18 protein-coding genes and 1 pseudogene are annotated in these 16942 nt (G+C 50.2%); 10 read left to right on the forward strand and 9 right to left on the reverse strand.

The features are described from left to right. The first annotated feature begins 94 nt into the window (after nt 1-94). From PUP35_RS11465 to hslJ, 4 genes are all read left to right on the forward strand, one after another. Nucleotides 95-1495: a cytochrome ubiquinol oxidase subunit I gene (locus PUP35_RS11465; RefSeq protein ID WP_115875297.1), complete on the forward strand. Its 1401-nt coding sequence runs from the start codon at nt 95-97 to the stop codon at nt 1493-1495. After that, nucleotides 1495-2505: a cytochrome d ubiquinol oxidase subunit II gene (cydB, locus tag PUP35_RS11470; RefSeq protein ID WP_115875298.1), complete on the forward strand. Its 1011-nt coding sequence runs from the start codon at nt 1495-1497 to the stop codon at nt 2503-2505. The genes PUP35_RS11465 and cydB overlap by 1 nt, the downstream gene beginning before the upstream one ends. After that, nucleotides 2505-2633: a DUF2474 domain-containing protein gene (locus PUP35_RS11475; RefSeq protein ID WP_008501283.1), complete on the forward strand. Its 129-nt coding sequence runs from the start codon at nt 2505-2507 to the stop codon at nt 2631-2633. The genes cydB and PUP35_RS11475 overlap by 1 nt, the downstream gene beginning before the upstream one ends. A 124-nt stretch (nt 2634-2757) precedes the next feature. Further along, entirely contained in the window at nt 2758-3195 is a 438-nt protein-coding gene (gene hslJ, locus PUP35_RS11480; RefSeq protein ID WP_115875300.1) for a heat shock protein HslJ, read from the forward strand. Here hslJ and PUP35_RS11485 read toward each other — a convergent pair whose 3' ends face one another. After that, the gene (locus PUP35_RS11485; RefSeq protein WP_032658293.1) at nt 3196-3462 is read right to left on the reverse strand and encodes a putative hemolysin; all 267 of its coding nucleotides are present in this window, start codon (nt 3460-3462) and stop codon (nt 3196-3198) included. 271 nt (nt 3463-3733) lie between these two features. On the opposite strand from PUP35_RS11485, the gene nifJ reads away from it, so the two are divergent. The 3 genes from nifJ to PUP35_RS11500 all read left to right on the forward strand — a co-directional run bounded on the left by nifJ (nt 3734) and on the right by PUP35_RS11500 (nt 9029). Then, nucleotides 3734-7258: a pyruvate:ferredoxin (flavodoxin) oxidoreductase gene (gene nifJ, locus PUP35_RS11490; RefSeq protein ID WP_274239516.1), complete on the forward strand. Its 3525-nt coding sequence runs from the start codon at nt 3734-3736 to the stop codon at nt 7256-7258. 388 nt (nt 7259-7646) lie between these two features. Next, a complete protein-coding gene (gene ompC, locus PUP35_RS11495; RefSeq protein ID WP_274239517.1) occupies nt 7647-8756 on the forward strand; it encodes a porin OmpC in 1110 nt (369 codons plus the stop codon). Between the two features lie 147 nt (nt 8757-8903). After that, nucleotides 8904-9029: a hypothetical protein gene (locus PUP35_RS11500; RefSeq protein ID WP_258525023.1), complete on the forward strand. Its 126-nt coding sequence runs from the start codon at nt 8904-8906 to the stop codon at nt 9027-9029. Between the two features lie 62 nt (nt 9030-9091). Here the strand turns inward: PUP35_RS11500 and PUP35_RS11505 are convergent, their stop codons facing one another. The 7 genes from PUP35_RS11505 to PUP35_RS11535 form a co-directional block, all read right to left on the reverse strand. After that, entirely contained in the window at nt 9092-9169 is a 78-nt protein-coding gene (locus PUP35_RS11505; RefSeq protein WP_223239581.1) for a hypothetical protein, read from the reverse strand. A gap of 68 nt (nt 9170-9237) precedes the next feature. Then, the gene (locus PUP35_RS11510) at nt 9238-9660 is read right to left on the reverse strand and encodes a GFA family protein (protein ID WP_111963684.1); all 423 of its coding nucleotides are present in this window, start codon (nt 9658-9660) and stop codon (nt 9238-9240) included. A gap of 3 nt (nt 9661-9663) precedes the next feature. After that, on the reverse strand, nt 9664-9861 hold the full coding sequence (locus tag PUP35_RS11515) for a hypothetical protein (RefSeq protein WP_023312007.1): 198 nt from the start codon (nt 9859-9861) through the stop codon (nt 9664-9666). Nucleotides 9862-9951: 90 nt separating this feature from the next. After that, nucleotides 9952-10983: a methyltransferase gene (locus PUP35_RS11520; RefSeq protein ID WP_274239523.1), complete on the reverse strand. Its 1032-nt coding sequence runs from the start codon at nt 10981-10983 to the stop codon at nt 9952-9954. 258 nt (nt 10984-11241) lie between these two features. Further along, the gene (locus PUP35_RS11525) at nt 11242-11691 is read right to left on the reverse strand and encodes a hypothetical protein (protein ID WP_115875309.1); all 450 of its coding nucleotides are present in this window, start codon (nt 11689-11691) and stop codon (nt 11242-11244) included. A gap of 100 nt (nt 11692-11791) precedes the next feature. Next, nucleotides 11792-12139, reverse strand: coding sequence for a DUF1294 domain-containing protein (locus tag PUP35_RS11530; RefSeq protein WP_127731102.1), 348 nt, complete (start codon nt 12137-12139; stop codon nt 11792-11794). Between the two features lie 475 nt (nt 12140-12614). Further along, the gene (locus tag PUP35_RS11535) at nt 12615-14138 is read right to left on the reverse strand and encodes an EAL domain-containing protein (RefSeq protein ID WP_115875312.1); all 1524 of its coding nucleotides are present in this window, start codon (nt 14136-14138) and stop codon (nt 12615-12617) included. 680 nt (nt 14139-14818) lie between these two features. Between PUP35_RS11535 and PUP35_RS11540 the strand changes: the two genes are divergently transcribed. From PUP35_RS11540 to PUP35_RS11545, 3 genes and pseudogenes are all read left to right on the forward strand, one after another. Further along, nucleotides 14819-15229, forward strand: coding sequence for an ASCH domain-containing protein (locus PUP35_RS11540; RefSeq protein WP_274239529.1), 411 nt, complete (start codon nt 14819-14821; stop codon nt 15227-15229). A 93-nt stretch (nt 15230-15322) separates the two neighbouring features. Next, a pseudogene (locus PUP35_RS21995) lies at nt 15323-15467 on the forward strand (site-specific integrase); the annotation flags it as partial. A 313-nt stretch (nt 15468-15780) separates the two neighbouring features. Beyond that, nucleotides 15781-16455, forward strand: coding sequence for an SOS response-associated peptidase (locus PUP35_RS11545; RefSeq protein ID WP_274239530.1), 675 nt, complete (start codon nt 15781-15783; stop codon nt 16453-16455). A gap of 51 nt (nt 16456-16506) precedes the next feature. On the opposite strand, the gene cspF is transcribed toward PUP35_RS11545, so the two are convergent. Beyond that, on the reverse strand, nt 16507-16719 hold the full coding sequence (gene cspF / locus PUP35_RS11550) for a cold shock-like protein CspF (RefSeq protein ID WP_274239531.1): 213 nt from the start codon (nt 16717-16719) through the stop codon (nt 16507-16509). Nucleotides 16720-16942: the final 223 nt, after the last annotated feature.

Consider the following 16942-nt stretch of genomic DNA (forward strand, 5'->3'; position numbering starts at 1 on the left):
AACTGTTATAGCAAAATAAGCTGGGTCTGTTTCTGCCCCCTCCCCCAGACGCGGCTTAGAATGGCATCGACATAATTACATCGCGGAGTTTTGCATGTTTGGTTTGGATGCGTTTCACCTTGCGCGGATACAGTTTGCCTTTACCGTATCCTTTCACATTATTTTCCCGGCCATTACCATCGGTCTTGCAAGCTATCTTGCCGTGCTCGAAGGGCTGTGGCTGAAAACAAAAAATCCGGTCTGGCGCTCGCTGTACCATTTCTGGTCGAAGATTTTTGCCGTCAACTTTGGCATGGGCGTGGTGTCCGGGCTGGTGATGGCCTACCAGTTTGGCACTAACTGGAGCGGCTTTTCGCAGTTTGCCGGCAGTATTACCGGCCCGCTTCTGACCTATGAAGTGCTTACCGCCTTCTTTCTCGAAGCCGGGTTCCTCGGCGTAATGCTGTTCGGCTGGAACAAGGTCGGACCGGGTCTGCACTTCTTCTCCACCTGCATGGTGGCGCTGGGGACCATTATCTCTACCTTCTGGATCCTCTCTTCAAACAGCTGGATGCAGACCCCGCAGGGCTATGAGATCGTCAACGGTCAGGTGGTGCCGGTGGACTGGTTCGCGGTGGTGTTTAACCCCTCCTTCCCTTACCGCCTGCTGCATATGTCGATAGCCGCGTTCCTGAGCAGCGCCCTGTTTGTGGGCGCATCCGCGGCATGGCATCTGCTGCGCGGGAATAATACCCCCGCCATCCGGGCGATGTTTTCGATGGCGCTGTGGATGACGCTGATTGTCGCCCCCATCCAGGCCATGGTTGGCGATATGCACGGGTTGAACACCTTAAAGCACCAGCCCGCCAAGATAGCCGCGATTGAAGGACACTGGGAAAATCCGCCTGGTGAGCCTACCCCGCTGCTGCTGTTTGGCTGGCCGGATATGGAGCAGGAGCGCACCCGCTTTGGGCTGGAGATCCCGGCGCTGGGGAGTCTTATTCTGACGCACAGTCTGGATAAACAGGTTCCGGCGCTGAAAGAGTTTCCAAAGGAAGACCGCCCGAATTCCACTATCGTCTTCTGGTCGTTCCGCATTATGGCGGGCCTGGGCATGCTGATGTTGCTGCTTGGGGTAACGGCACTCTGGCTGCGATATAAAAAGCGCGTTTATTCATCGCGCCCTTTCCTGTGGTTTGCGCTGCTGATGGGGCCATCGGGGCTGATTGCCATTCTGGCCGGGTGGATCACCACCGAAGTGGGCCGCCAGCCTTGGGTGGTCTATGGGCTCCAGCGAACGAAGGATGCGGTTTCTGCCCATGGTGATTTGCACATGAGCGTGAGCCTGCTGGCCTTCTTCGTCGTCTATACCTCGGTATTCGGCGTGGGTTACAGCTATATGGTGCGCCTCATCCGAAAAGGCCCGCAGCCGCATGAATCTTTCGCCACCGAGTCCGACGGACGTCCGGCGCGCCCGCTTTCTGCCGTCACAACTGAACATAAGGAGCAGCCATAATGGGTATCGATCTTTCCATTATCTGGTTTGTGATCATCGTTTTCGCCACGCTGATGTATATCGTCATGGACGGTTTTGATCTGGGGATTGGCATTCTGTTCCCGGCAACGCAGAACGCCGACGATCGCGACGTAATGGTCAACAGCGTCGCGCCGGTCTGGGACGGAAATGAAACCTGGCTGGTGCTTGGCGGCGCTGCGCTGTTTGGCGCATTCCCACTGGCCTACGCGGTGATCGTGGATGCCCTCACCATTCCGCTGACGTTAATGCTGATCGGACTTATTTTCCGCGGGGTGGCATTTGAATTTCGTTTTAAGGCCACCCCGGCGCACCGTCCTTTCTGGGATAAGGCGTTTATAGGCGGTTCCATTCTGGCGACGTTTACCCAGGGCGTGACGGTGGGCGCCGTCATTAATGGCTTTACCGTCACCGGCCGGGCCTATACCGGCGGCCCCTTTGACTGGTTTACCGCGTTTAACCTGTTTTGCGGCGCGGGCCTGGTAGTAGCCTACGCGCTGTTAGGCTCGACCTGGCTGGTGATGAAAAGCGAAAACGCGTTGCAACAGCGGATGCGTGAAGTATCGAAAACACTGTTAATCGTGCTGCTGGCGTTTATTGCCGCCATTAGCCTCTGGACGCCGCTGGCGCAACCGGCCATCGCCGCGCGCTGGTTTACGCTGCCGAATCTGTTTTATCTGCTGCCGGTTCCTGCTCTGGTGGTGATTTTTAGCCTGTACCAGTGGCGCTGCCTGAATAATCCCGCCAGCCATAGCCGTCCGTTTATTCTGACATTGGGGCTGGTATTCCTCGGCTTTAGCGGGCTTGGGATCAGCATCTGGCCGCATATTATTCCACCGTCGATCACCCTTTGGCAGGCCGCCGCACCGACGCAAAGCCAGGGCTTTATGCTGGTCGGCGCGCTGTTGATCATTCCCGTTATTCTGGTCTACACCTTCTGGAGTTACTACGTATTTCGCGGCAAAGTTCAGCATGGGGAGGGTTATCACTGATGCAACAACCGGTCTGGAAAAGATTACTGTGGCTGGCCATTATCTGGGGCGGCAGCGTACTGGCACTGGCTGCTGTCAGCATGCTCTTCCGTATGCTAATGACGGCTGCAGGGTTTAAATCGCATTAACATCATTCCGGGCAACCGCTGCGTTGCCCTGTTCCCCCGCACTTTCAGATAAACCCCATTAACGCATGGCAGCGTATCGTTACACTGGAAAAAGATTCACAGTGTTTATAGTTTGAGAAGAAAAATGAAAAAGCTCATCGCGTTAAGTGTTATCAGTCTTGTTCTTACCGGCTGCGTTAATCCGGGTAAAGCCTCCGTTCAGCCGGAGCAACTTCAGAATCACCGCTTCGTGCTGGAAAACGTGAACGGTAAGGCCGTGAAGACCGCGACAACGCCACCTGAGCTCAGTTTTAGCGCGCTGCCTGATATCAGCCTGGTGAATAACATCAGCGTTTCCGGCCAGATGTGTAACCGCTTCAACGGACAGGGGAAATTGTCCGAAGGCGAGCTTAAGGTTAAAACGCTGGCCATGACGCGCAAGCTTTGTACTGAACCGCAGCTGAATGAGCTGGATCAGGCCATCGGCGACATGCTGCGCAAAGGGGCGCAGGTCGACCTGACTGAGGACCAGTTAACGCTGGCGACAGCCGATAAAACGCTGATGTTTAAGCGTGTAGAATAATCAGTAGTTACCGCAGCTTCCAACGGCAAGCGACTGTTCGCTACAGCGTTTGCCGTTTGGCAAGGCGCACATCCCAATAGCAGAACCATCAAGCTGGCGAGCGACAGACAGCGAACCGCCAATCATTGCGCAGTTAGCCTGACCAGAGCTGGACATCGCCGCTTTCATTCCCGGCGCCACGTGGGCTGCCGTTGCCTGCTGAACGGGTTCACTGCTACATGCCGACAACAATAATGCGGCACACCCTACCAAAAACGCTGAGCGCATGCTTTCTCCCCCATAAATGATGCGAAACCTATGCATAATAGGCATCACAGCCCGTGTCGTCGAGAGAGAAAGTGCGTATTTATGCGCTTCGGAAACAATTTCTCGCAATTTTTTCGCCAAAAGTTTGATCTACTCATTGATAGCGATAATACCAAGAACACAAAAGCGAAAATCGTAAAATCCCCCGTTTGCTAGAATACACAGATAATATTCAGGGTTTGTTGCCGTAATACAGACCCCTATTTTTTGCGCAATGTAAGGGTGTTGTCCTATGCAAACTATTGACGGTAATGGTGCAGTTGCCTCAGTCGCGTTTCGCACCAGTGAAGTTATCGCCATCTACCCGATTACGCCAAGTTCTACCATGGCCGAGCAGGCGGATGCCTGGGCTGGTAACGGGTTAAAAAACGTCTGGGGCGATGTCCCGAGAGTGGTAGAAATGCAGTCTGAAGCCGGTGCGATTGCCACGGTGCACGGCGCGCTGCAAACCGGCGCGCTTTCCACGTCGTTTACCTCATCTCAGGGATTGCTGTTAATGATCCCTACTCTTTACAAACTCGCCGGTCAACTGACCCCCTTCGTTCTGCACGTTGCGGCGCGTACCGTTGCCACTCACGCGCTCTCTATCTTTGGCGATCACTCTGACGTGATGGCGGTACGTCAGACCGGCTGCGCGATGCTGTGCGCCAGCAGCGTTCAGGAAGCCCAGGACTTTGCCTTGATTTCGCATATCGCCACGCTCAAAAGCCGCGTGCCGTTTATTCACTTCTTTGATGGTTTCCGAACCTCTCACGAAATTAACAAAATCGTCCCGCTGGCTGACGAGACAATCCTGAATCTGCTCCCGCAGGCGGACATTGACGCGCACCGTGCCCGGGCCCTTAATCCGGAACACCCGGTTATTCGTGGCACATCGGCAAACCCGGATACCTATTTCCAGTCCCGTGAGGCCACGAACCCGTGGTACAACGCGGTTTACGACCATGTTGAACAGGCTATGAATGACTTTGCCGCCGCGACCGGTCGGGAATATAAACCTTTTGAGTACTACGGCCATCCGCAGGCGGAACGGGTCATTGTGCTGATGGGGTCGGCCATTGGCACCTGCGAGGAAGTTGTTGACGAGCTGCTGACGCGCGGCGAAAAAGTTGGCGTGCTTAAGGTGCGGCTCTATCGCCCGTTCTCGGCCAAACATCTGCTTTCGGCTCTGCCTGAAAGCGCGCGCGCTGTGGCGGTGCTCGACCGCACTAAAGAGCCGGGCGCGCAGGCGGAACCGCTGTATCTGGATGTGATGACGGCCCTGGCAGAAGCCTTTAATCAGGGCGAACGTGAAACGCTGCCGCGCGTGATCGGAGGTCGCTATGGGTTATCGTCCAAGGAATTTGGGCCGGACTGCGTGCTGGCGGTATTCAACGAACTTAGCGAAGCGAAGCCCAAGCCGCGCTTTACCGTCGGTATTTATGATGATGTGACGAATCTGTCCCTGTCGCTGCCGGAAAACACCCTGCCCTCGACCGCCAAACTTGAGGCGCTGTTCTATGGTCTGGGCAGCGACGGCAGCGTCTCCGCGACCAAAAACAACATCAAAATCATCGGTAACTCCACGCCGTGGTATGCCCAGGGGTACTTCGTTTACGACTCCAAAAAGGCAGGCGGCCTGACCGTTTCCCACCTGCGGGTGAGCGAACAGCCCATCCGCTCTGCGTATCTTATTTCTCAGGCTGATTTTGTTGGCTGTCACCAGCTGCAGTTTATCGATAAATACCAGATGGCCGAGCGCCTGAAGCCTGGCGGTATTTTCCTCCTGAATACGCCATACAGCGCGGATGAAGTCTGGTCTCGCCTGCCGCAGGAAGTACAGGCGGTGCTGAACCAGAAAAAAGCCCGTTTATTTGTGGTGAATGCGGCAAAAATTGCCCGCGAATGTGGCCTGGCCGCGCGCATCAATACCGTTATGCAGATGGCCTTCTTCCATCTGACGAACATCCTGCCGGGCGACAGCGCGCTGGCGGAACTGCAGGGCGCGATTGCCAAAAGCTACAGCAGCAAAGGGCAGGAATTAGTCGAGCGTAACTGGCAGGCGCTGGCGCTGGCGCGCGAGTCGCTGTTTGAGGTACCGCTGCAGCCGGTCAATGCCGCAAGCCCGAACCGCCCTCCGGTGGTGTCCGATGCGGCGCCTGATTTCGTTAAGACCGTGACGGCGGCGATGCTGGCCGGTCTGGGTGATGCCCTGCCCGTCTCTGCGCTGCCGCCGGATGGAACCTGGCCGATGGGTACCACGCGCTGGGAAAAACGTAACATCGCCGAAGCGATCCCTATCTGGAAAGAAGAACTGTGTACCCAGTGCAACCACTGCGTTGCGGCCTGCCCGCACTCGGCCATTCGTGCCAAAGTGGTTTCACCGGAAGAGATGGAATCCGCGCCTGCGAGCCTGCATTCACTGGATGTGAAATCCCGCGATATGCGCGGACAGAAATACGTTCTGCAGGTCGCGCCGGAAGATTGCACCGGCTGTAACCTTTGCGTCGAGGTCTGTCCGGCGAAAGACAGGCAGGATCCGGAGATCAAAGCCATCAATATGATGTCGCGTCTGGAGCACGTTGAAGAGGAAAAAGTTAATTACGACTTCTTCCTGAATCTGCCGGAAATCGACCGCAGCAAACTGGAACGCATTGATATTCGCACTTCGCAGCTGATCACGCCGCTGTTTGAATACTCCGGCGCCTGCTCGGGCTGCGGTGAAACGCCGTATATCAAGCTGCTTACCCAGCTGTACGGTGACCGGATGTTGATTGCCAACGCAACCGGCTGTTCGTCTATTTATGGCGGTAACCTGCCCTCCACGCCGTACACCACCGATGCCAACGGTCGCGGTCCGGCGTGGGCAAACTCGCTATTCGAAGACAACGCCGAATTTGGTCTGGGCTTCCGCCTGACCGTTGACCAGCACCGCGCACGCGTGATGCGCCTGCTGGAGCAGTTTGCCGGGCAGATCCCTGCCGGGCTCAATGACGCGCTTCATGCGGATGCAACGCCAGAAGAACGTCGTGAGCAGGTTGCCGAGCTGCGTCAGGCGCTTCAGGGCGTAGCGGGCGCAGAACAGCTGCTGACCGACGCGGACGCGCTGGTCGAAAAATCGATCTGGCTGATTGGCGGTGACGGCTGGGCTTACGACATCGGCTTTGGCGGGCTGGATCACGTGCTGAGCCTGACCGAAAACGTCAATATCCTGGTTCTGGATACGCAGTGTTATTCCAACACCGGTGGTCAGGCGTCGAAAGCGACGCCGCTTGGCGCAGTGACGAAATTCGGCGAACACGGTAAACGCAAGGCGCGCAAAGATCTCGGTGTAAGCATGATGATGTACGGTCACGTTTACGTCGCGCAAATTTCGCTGGGTGCCCAGCTTAACCAGACGGTGAAAGCAATTCAGGAGGCGGAAGCGTATCCTGGCCCATCGCTGATCGTTGCATACAGCCCTTGCGAAGAGCATGGCTACGATCTGGCGCTCAGCCACGACCAGATGCGCCAGCTGACCGCGACGGGCTTCTGGCCGCTGTACCGGTTCGACCCGCGTCGTGCTGATGAGGGTAAATTACCGCTGGCGCTGGACTCTCGTCCACCGTCAGATGCCCTGGCCGAGACGTTAATGCAGGAACAGCGCTTCCGCCGCCTTAACGCGCAGCAGCCGGAAGTGGCGGAACAGCTCTGGAAAGACGCCGCGGCCGATCTGCAAAAACGTTATGACTTCCTGGCGCAAATGGCGGGTAAAGCCGAAAAACCGACCAGCGACTAGTACCTCTGCCCGGCTTGTCCGGGCATTTTTTTGCCATAAAAAAAGCCCGGCGTATTCACACCGGGCGAATCCAGATAATCATTGAATATCTATTTTGTTTCCTTAATAGCATTCATGTTAATTATGGATGAATGATCTTAAAGGCATATAACGCATCAAGGTTACCTTAATTAACGCCCAATTAATAATTTTAATTAAATATGCTTAACTTTAAATCATTCATCAAGTCAATGACCGTTTCAGTTGATTTATTCGGTTTAGATTTTACTTAGTTCGTAACAATTATATTTTATTACTCTCGCAGCGGAGTGATTTAGCATGAGACAACTTTCTCATTCTGAAAGTTCAACAGGTAATTAAATAAAAACAACCACCATGGAATATCAAAATGCAAAGAAAAGTACTGGCCCTGATGATTCCGGCTCTGTTAATGGCTGGCGCAACTCATGCAGCAGAGATTTATAATAAAGACGGTAACAAATTAGATCTGTACGGAAAAGTAGATGGTCTGCACTATTTCTCCGACGATAAAGGCGCTGACGGGGATCAAACCTACATGCGTCTGGGCTTCAAAGGCGAAACCCAGATCAACGACATGATGACCGGCTACGCGCAGTGGGAATACAACATTCAGGCAAATAACACCGAAGGGTCTGATAATCAGTCCTGGACGCGTCTGGCCTTCGCGGGCGTCAAAGTGGGTGACTACGGCTCCTTCGATTACGGTCGTAACTACGGCGTGCTGTACGATGTGGAAGGCTGGACCGATATGCTGCCTGAGTTCGGCGGCGACTCCTACTCTAAAGCCGACAACTTTATGACCAGCCGCGCCAACGGTGTGGCAACCTACCGTAACACCGACTTCTATGGTCTGGTGCAGGGCCTGAACTTTGCGCTGCAGTATCAGGGCAAGAATGAAGACGCCAGCAACAACCAGGAAGGCACCAACAACGGTCGCGACACGCGTCACGAGAACGGCGACGGCTTCGGTATCTCTACCACCTATGACTTCGGTATGGGCATTACTGCAGGTGCGGCGTACACCTCTTCAGACCGTACCAACGAACAGGTCATGAATACCACAGCGGGCGGTGACAAAGCGGATGCGTGGACTGCGGGTCTGAAATATGACGCCAATAACATCTATCTGGCGGCAATGTACTCTGAAACCCGCAATATGACCCCGTATGGTGATAAAACCGATTCCGTTGCGAATAAAACCCAGAACTTTGAAGTGACCGCCCAGTACCAGTTCGACTTTGGCCTGCGTCCGTCCCTTTCCTACCTGCAGTCGAAAGGTAAGGACCTGGGCAACGGTCAGGGCGATCGGGATCTGGTTAAATACGCTGACGTAGGCGCGACCTATTACTTCAATAAAAACATGTCCACCTACGTTGATTACAAAATTAACCTGCTGGATGAAGATGACAGCTTCTACAAAAACAACGGCATCGGCACGGATGACGTCGTAGCGTTAGGTCTGGTTTACCAGTTCTGATTGTCAGAGCCCGCACCATGGTGCGGGCTCGCTTGTATTTGAAGTTCGTCACAAAAGATAGTTTCAGAAAGGGATTGGTTGAGGGAAAGTTGAAAGAAAGCTGGTTAGACTACGGAGATAGCCCTTTTGTCATTAAGGATAACAGCGTTGTTTGGTCGTGTATCTCTTGCCGTCCTTACCCTTTTAGCATTGGTGTGGATGGCGTTAATTTTTGATTTTGGTGATATTGTCGGGCATCTCGGCGCGCTGTTAAACCATCTGGATGGCAGTTGACCGTTTACCAGGAAACAAAAAGCCACCAGCAGTGCCGGTGGCGGATATACGCATAGGTCGCGTTATTTTTTCACAGGTTGAGGCTTTTTATCGCCTGATTCAGGGGCCTCACGCGGATCGTCTTTTTCAACACAAAGCATAGTTTCTCCTGTATCAGATAACCATTCTCCACTATAGCCAGGCTGATTAAAGAGTGGCCAGGCGGCAATCATGCCTGCTGTTCACCTTTCTCGCGAAAAGTGAGATAGCCAAATACGCCACTTTCTCCATCCATGGGATGGTTAACCCCGTCCATCACCTTCACCTCAGGAAAATCAAATGGTGAAACGTTTTCAAAACAGGCGACATTCACGCCATATTCGTTTGGGTTAGAACGACGCTGATGGAACGTGTAAATCCCGCACACCGAGCAGAAGAAATGCCGTGCCGTTCCCGTGTTAAAGCGGTACTCGGTGAGCTTATCCTCACCTTTGGTCACCGTAATCCCCGACAGCGGCGCAGAAACGACGACAGCGCCTCGCATTCGACAAAAGGAACAGCTGCAGCGCCGCGCGGTGTTGAGGCCATCAGTAAGTTCAACGGTGAATGCCACCGCGCCGCAGTGGCACTTCGCATTTCGTCTTTCAGCCATGGGCTATACCCCTTTTCTCACGAGCTCGGCCGCTTTAACGAAAACCTCGTCTTCTACACCATCGCCTTTTTGCCTGCCGAGTCTGACCAGTTCATCCACTATACTGTTGCGATGGATCGGTTTTTGCGCTGAAACCAGCCCAATAACGGCGGCCCCAATCGCCAGCCCCACTAATCCGGTTTGTTCATCTTTGTTTTTCATATTCATGCTCCTGGTACAACAAACAAGGGTAGCAGGAATATGGTAAAACGGAATGCCAGACACATGATCTGTGAATAATATTTAGACAGTTCAAACAGGTACGACTTCTAAAATCGACAGATACGAACGGGTGTCTATTATTTTGTTTAGCTTCAGACGAGTCTTTTCGAACAAGGTCTGATACTCAGACTCTGTTCTTGCACGTCCTCCATCAAAGCTTGTTAACAAAAGAAGATCAATTTCAAATCGTCCCTGTTCATTATTTTCTTTTTTAATAAGTGGCTCAAAAATTAATAGCCTGGAGTTTTCTTTCATAGCATTTCTGCAGCATTGAAGTATCTGAATGGCCTTTTCATCAGGCCAGTCCATTAAAATGTATTTAAGTAGATAAATGTCTGCTACAGGACAGGCTTCAAAAAAACTGCCCTCTACGGTCTCCCATCGGCGATGATCATTCAACAGATACAGTCGATTCCGCTCAAGCACGTCTGTTTGATCAAAAAGGATCCCCGTCAGGGTCGGGTTTCGACGTAAAACGGCCAGCAATAAATTACCCAGCCCACCGGCGATATCGGCAACGACAGCGCTTTGAGGGAACGAATAGCTATCTGCGATGACTTCATTCTCTACGGATGACATAGAGGCCATACCGGCATGAAAAATGTTGCTGTCAGCCCCACTATCGTCATGCTGCCAGTACTCGTAAAAAGGCTTGCCAAACAATTCATTAAAGACAGGTTTGCCTTGCAATATCTCATCCATTTTTGCCGCTGGCTGCCAGAATGTCTGGTCTGTCAGCATGAGCACTGCTGCACGCAAGGAAAATTCATGCTCAGAACAGAGGAATTGTGCTGATTGGCTAAGGCTGTATTCAGCGTCAGATAATTCGTTGAAAACTCCACGAGAGGACAATAAGCGCATGATCCGATGAAGATAGTCGCCATCGACATTAAGCTCCTCCGCCAGTTGCGTAACGGATTTTTTTCCTTCAACCAGACGATCTGCGACCCCTAATACCGCGACAGCCCGAAGTGCTGCCTGCCAGACAAAACCCATGCTTTGCTCTAACAAACACATTCCTTCTTTACGGCTTAGTAAATCCAGACTATTACGTTGTGACATTTTCTGCTCCTTACCAATAAAGATGTGTTGAACAACTAAAAAGTTGCTAACAAGCGTAAGTCTGGCAGTGAGCTTTATCCATAATTTCAGCAAGGTTTACTTCTGCTGTTTCGTATTGGTTTGCATACAGTACATTTAAACACGTAAAAAAACAGGGCCACTTACCCTTCATTTTGATTAGTAATGCGCAGAAACTATTACTTTATAAATGATTGTCTTACATCCAAAAAATCCTGTGACAACACAGGCATTCTCTATTTAGAATCTCGGCGTCAGCCCATACTTTGGCGTTTTGATATTTGCAGCCCAAACCTTGATATTGTTTTGCAACAGAATAGTGAAATCTGATTTTAAATGCGTCACCATTCCATTGACGCTGTCCGCATCAACCACAGAAAAATGTTCAATTCTATTTTGCCCTACCTCAACACAATAATATTTTGCGGGCAGCTCCTTACCATTAACATTTAGCGACTGGTTGTTTTCACCACAACGGCCTTCAGTAATAAATGACACCAGCAAGTTAGCGGATTTCCTCCCTGGCTGAGAAACACTCACCATGACCGGGAAACCTTCCGAGGTCTGTGTCATATCATAAAGGACGGCATTTTTCATATACCAGGTATTATATTCCCGCTCCTGAAAAGCAGACCAGGAAGGCGCAGAAAAGACCACCAGCACTGCCAGTATAAGAGATTCTATTTTCATGGGATGTTGTCGTCCGTGTTGTTGCACGTATTATTCAGATTGTGCAAAAAACAGCAACCCCTTAAGAAAAGCCCTACTACTATTGGCAGTAACAGAGGGATTAATACAAAGAAGAATAAGAAGATAAATGGTAAACCACCGCCATCATGGCGATGCTGACCACGACGCTGATGAAAAAGTACGTTTTGAAAGGCTGCTTTTGGGTTTTATGGCGAAAGAGCTGTTGCCCCACAATGGCGCCAGGCCAGCCACCTGTTACGCCAAATACCAGCAAAGTAGCTTCCGGCACCCTGCGCATCCCCTTCCGCGCCGCCATTTTATCGGCGCCATACATGACTATTGTCAGCAGATTGATCAGCAGAAACCAGATTACCAACGGATTCGGAGTCAACAGGCTAGCAATAGCAGCGAAAATCAGTAGTACATAGCAAAAGCGATTGAGAGTCATTGTTCTGGTCACAGGCTGTTAAACGGTTTTCGACGGCATATGATACCCAAAACAGGTAAAGTTTACTTCTTTAAAACAGGGTGAATGCCTGGCGCTTTACTGATTAACATTTAAACTGCATTAATCAGTAAAGCATCCTTTCATTATAATCGTGCAGTTTACATATTTTTCTTAAAAAAATATTCTGAAACGGCTCACTGCAAAAACACATTGTGCGTGCATCCCTTTAACAAAATAAAAACGAATGCAGTGGCTGTGTAAACAGACGGGTAAGAAATATTGATGGAGATCAATTTATAAAACAAGCAGATAATTTTTAGCCGCGTCGTGTCATGCCCAGCGTTTAGCATTACAGTTGAACACAATTAATTTGACCAGATGGTCAATGAATAACAAAATATCACCGTAGTTAAAAAATAATATCTGCATTCCTTTAGGGGGGTGATGTCCCCCCATTTTTCCGATGTGATAAACCTCATTCCACCATTATCTTCACTTTTGGTTTCGACAGAAGGACTTTTACCAGTTCCTTAAACGGCGTGGGTTTGTAGAAGAAGAAACCTTGTAAGAACTTGATGTGGTTATGGGTGAGATAATCAAGTTGCTCTTGTGTTTCAACACCTTCCGCCACAATACTGATTGATAATTTTTTTGCCAGTTCCAGTACCGAATCCAGTATAACGGTTGAGTCCTCACTGGCATTAACCCTGGCAACAAAGCTTTGGTCGATTTTAATGTAATCGATATGCAGATCCTGCAGGTAGGACAGACCAGAATACCCCGTACCAAAATCATCAAGAGCAATGGCAAATCCAATCTCATGTAGCGCATTGAGGGTCTTAACGAGATGGTCATCGATATCGAGAGGTTCACGCTCGGTCACCTCAATGACCAGGTTAAGATCCTGTCGAGTAAAGCTTTGCTTGTAATGGAGACACTCTTCAACGAAGGTGGACGCAACGATATGGGACGCGCTGAAGTTAATACCGACGTGGAACCCTTCTGGCAGCAACGTAGAGATCGAATTCATATGCGATGCAACCTGACGCATTAAGCTCTGAGTTAAGGGAATGATTAAGCCTGATTTCTCCGCGAGAGGAATAAATGAAGCCGGAGAAATAAACCCTGACTGTGGATGCTTCCATCTGGCCAGCACTTCCACACCTCGTAGCGCCCCCTCTTTGCCGCTGACAACGGGCTGGTAATACGGAATAATTTCATTTCTGTATATGGCGGTACGCAGTGACTCTTCCGGTGAAACATCCTTAGAAAGATATCGCTGAAGAATATAAGCAGAAAGAGACGATATTATCAGCAGGAATAACACTACGCCTCCGGCTCGATTGAGTAATCTCTTAAGACTAAAAAGAGGTGGAGAATTAAATTGTACCGAGAAAGGAAAAGCTGAGGCCTTGACCGTTAATACCTCTTTCTTCGTATGGTCTACCGTAGTCACATCGCCTGTCAGGCCTAAAAGGGTATTGCCTACTCTTAGAGAATATTCAACGCCGTTTAATGGCATATCCAGCGCATCCCGGATATGGCTATCACTGATACTAACGATGATTCGGCTTCCGGCGTGGGTTGTCTGGTATAAGAGAACCGGAAGACCGTTGACGGTACTCCCCGAAGGAACCAGGAGCAATGATGACTCAGGCAGCACTGAGCTATTGACCAACAATACGCGGTTTCCCGGTAATGAGGAGCACCAGACCGCGTTATTTTTCAGAATAATGATCGTTCTCAGGTGAGGCTGTAATGCTGCCTCGGTACCCAGCCGATATTGCCCTTCTGCATCACACTCATTCTCGGCAAGTTGCATTGCCATCTGAGTCGCATGACGGGCTTCTTTAAGAATAACGTTCATGTTCCGTACGACGTAGCGCGCCTCTGCCAGGCTGTCAGCACGTGCAGAATACCAAACCTGTAAATTGATGATAAAAACGCCGAGCAAAAACATTGTCGTGGCTGCAGCTAAGGGAATAGATGCATGGCGCATTTAGGGTTCTCGATTTGAGTAAAGTTGCCGCTTCAGCGATCCTGAAGTGATTGAATTATCTTCGTCTTAAGCATGGTTGATAAAGAAATAAATACCATATCAGGCGTCAGAAATTTTCTCGCAAGCCAGATGGAGTGGAAACAAAAGGCCGCCGAACGGCAGCCCTGGTGGATAAGTGTTTATTAGTACCGCTTTATTGTATTGATCGGGGTTCTTTCTGACCAGTCAGGTCGCTCGCCAGCCATGATGGCACGCTGTTGCGTTGGCGTCACAGACTGCGTAATTTCTGGCATTGACTTGTATTCGGGTTGCGTAGGTGGATTGAGAACAAGATCGGAACTACAGCCTGATAACAGCAAAACCGCCAGTAGTAATGAATTAAATTTGAACACGTGCCCCCTTCCAATGGGATAAAGTTATAAGAAAAAGCATGGTGCTGATTGCATCCTGGTGACACGTTAATGATATACAAAGCCACGCGCCTGGCTGAAGACAGCAGATTCACCACACAGATAACCCCATAAGGTTATATTTAGTCGGGCAATACGCGCAACGCTTTGTTTTCGTACTCACCAGAGCAAAAAGGTGGAAGGAAAGCCGACTACGCTTCTAATATCGAGGGGGTTTATGCTAAAAACGCTACTTCGTTTCTTTTGGTCAAGTGTTTAGAAGGAATTTGAATGGTTAAGGTTGAGGTATTAAAAACGAAGTACCCAGGCGCAGCGGCCTGGCAAATGGGTGACAGCCCGGAACTGGCGAGCAAGCTTGCGGACCTGATTAAAAAAGGAATCAAAACGGCCACCTGCGGATCTTTTGCCTCGTACTCGCAGGATGTGTCTGCACCGCGGGTGGGTAGCTACAACATAATCCTTGATGGACAAAACGTCCCGGTCTGTGTGATCAGGCTGGTTTCACAGCGGCTGGTGCGTTTTTGCGATGTTACTGAAGAATTCGCTCGCAAAGAGGGTGAAGGTGATTTAAGCCTTGAATACTGGCAGAAAGAGCATCAGCGATTTTTCGTCTGCGAAGGTCATTTTTCTGAAGATATGGAACTGATCGCAGAAGAATTTGAATTGGTTGATGTGCTGTAAGCGGAGATTAAGTGGCCAGGATGGTACCTTCGCTGAATTCGTTCCGGTAAAAGACAACGTAAGTTCTCCTCGCGCTGGTCCTCATGGGTGCATCAAAACCTGCGATTTGTTTTCATGCCCAGGATGCACAGGGGCACACAGAAAGCCTGCTACGCTTTTCGCGTATCGGCTCCGGATTTAATGAGCTGTAAAACGTGCTGGTATTCGTCGCCGGAATCCGTACCATACGCGGCATACAATGTTTGCCCCTGCTGGCTCCGAAGGTAGTACTCAATGCAAGAGAATCAAGAGATTAACAAAAAAGAGCAATACAACCTCAATAAGCTACGCTGATTTTGCCAACCCATTGATGTCATTTAATTTATAATTTAATTCAATTAGTTATAGCATAATAACTTCTCCCTAAAGCTACCCAGAACTACATTTTTTGTGCCCTTTTTTTGCCCCTATTTCGCATTTTTGCCCCTAAATTTGCCCCTAACTTTAGCCAGCGCGCCCCCCTTCTTCTCCCTGCCCTATACTTTAAGTCTGACATCTGGCTGGAGGTTTCTATGTGTGGACGTTTTGCACAAGCTCAAACGCGTGAAGAATACCTGGCTTACCTGTCCGATGAAGCTGATCGCGACATCGCATACGACCCTGAACCTATTGGCCGATACAACGTCGCGCCCGGCACCAAAGTGCTGCTGTTGAGCGAACGCGACGAGCAGCTGCATCTTGATCCGGTTTTCTGGGGTTATGCGCCCGGATGGTGGGATAAGCCGCCACTGATTAACGCTCGCGTCGAAACCGCGGCCGCAAGCAGAATGTTTAAACCTCTGTGGCAACATGGCCGGGCGATCTGCTTTGCAGATGGATGGTTCGAATGGAAGAAAGAAGGTGACAAGAAACAGCCTTATTTTATCCATCGGGCAGACGGTCAGCCGATTTTTATGGCGGCGATCGGCAGCACACCGTTCGAGCGAGGCGATGAGGCAGAAGGTTTTCTGATAGTAACGTCTGCCGCTGACAAAGGCTTAGTGGATATTCACGACCGCCGGCCCCTGGTCCTATCGCCTGAAGCGGCCCGGGAATGGATGCGCCAGGACGTTGGAGGGAAAGAAGCGGAAGAGATTGTATCTGACGGCTCTGTACAAGCTGAGATGTTTATCTGGCATGCTGTGACCCGTGAAGTAGGAAATGTAAAAAATCAGGGGAGAAAATTGATAGAACAAATAGATATATAATCTGATGTACTTTTGATGTGTACTTTATATTTGGTTCAATTTTATCTCACTTTAAGAAAGAAATATATTTGCAGCCATCGGGCCACTAAGCCCATTTATACGATAAAATTCAACACGAACGCCAGGTTTTAACGTTTGGCTTTCATTATTACTTAATGCAGAAATATGTAAAAAAACATCTTTTCTGCCATCTGATGGGATAATCAATCCCTTTCCGCTCTTGAAGTCAAAACTTTTGACAATTCCTGTCATTTTACGAGACAAATATTTTCCTAATGGCAATCCAGATTTGACTATACAGGATTGGTTAATAATAGCTAATCCTATTTTATTGGCCTTCTGGAAGGCTAAAATAAAATTTGCTTAATCATTCAGCACGTGCCTTAATGGTTTGACTGATTCGTTGCGATGATGAATCTAACTTTTCCAAAAGCCGTTCTCATAACCAGGTGTTATCTCTGATACCTCCTCCTCTTGAGTCCAAACA

This window comes from Enterobacter sp. S-33, from assembly GCF_028735835.1.
Taxonomy (GTDB): domain Bacteria; phylum Pseudomonadota; class Gammaproteobacteria; order Enterobacterales; family Enterobacteriaceae; genus Enterobacter; species Enterobacter vonholyi.

Coding starts and splice junctions, on each gene's coding strand:
- PUP35_RS11465 (WP_115875297.1), top strand. CDS start 95: ATGTTTGGTTTGGATGCGTTTCACCTTGCGCGGATACAGTTTGCCTTT.
- cydB (WP_115875298.1), top strand. CDS start 1,495: ATGGGTATCGATCTTTCCATTATCTGGTTTGTGATCATCGTTTTCGCC.
- PUP35_RS11475 (WP_008501283.1), top strand. CDS start 2,505: ATGCAACAACCGGTCTGGAAAAGATTACTGTGGCTGGCCATTATCTGG.
- hslJ (WP_115875300.1), top strand. CDS start 2,758: ATGAAAAAGCTCATCGCGTTAAGTGTTATCAGTCTTGTTCTTACCGGC.
- PUP35_RS11485 (WP_032658293.1), bottom strand. CDS start 3,462: ATGCGCTCAGCGTTTTTGGTAGGGTGTGCCGCATTATTGTTGTCGGCA.
- nifJ (WP_274239516.1), top strand. CDS start 3,734: ATGCAAACTATTGACGGTAATGGTGCAGTTGCCTCAGTCGCGTTTCGC.
- ompC (WP_274239517.1), top strand. CDS start 7,647: ATGCAAAGAAAAGTACTGGCCCTGATGATTCCGGCTCTGTTAATGGCT.
- PUP35_RS11505 (WP_223239581.1), bottom strand. CDS start 9,169: ATGCTTTGTGTTGAAAAAGACGATCCGCGTGAGGCCCCTGAATCAGGC.
- PUP35_RS11510 (WP_111963684.1), bottom strand. CDS start 9,660: ATGGCTGAAAGACGAAATGCGAAGTGCCACTGCGGCGCGGTGGCATTC.
- PUP35_RS11515 (WP_023312007.1), bottom strand. CDS start 9,861: ATGAAAAACAAAGATGAACAAACCGGATTAGTGGGGCTGGCGATTGGG.
- PUP35_RS11520 (WP_274239523.1), bottom strand. CDS start 10,983: ATGTCACAACGTAATAGTCTGGATTTACTAAGCCGTAAAGAAGGAATG.
- PUP35_RS11525 (WP_115875309.1), bottom strand. CDS start 11,691: ATGAAAATAGAATCTCTTATACTGGCAGTGCTGGTGGTCTTTTCTGCG.
- PUP35_RS11530 (WP_127731102.1), bottom strand. CDS start 12,139: ATGACTCTCAATCGCTTTTGCTATGTACTACTGATTTTCGCTGCTATT.
- PUP35_RS11535 (WP_115875312.1), bottom strand. CDS start 14,138: ATGCGCCATGCATCTATTCCCTTAGCTGCAGCCACGACAATGTTTTTG.
- PUP35_RS11540 (WP_274239529.1), top strand. CDS start 14,819: ATGGTTAAGGTTGAGGTATTAAAAACGAAGTACCCAGGCGCAGCGGCC.
- PUP35_RS11545 (WP_274239530.1), top strand. CDS start 15,781: ATGTGTGGACGTTTTGCACAAGCTCAAACGCGTGAAGAATACCTGGCT.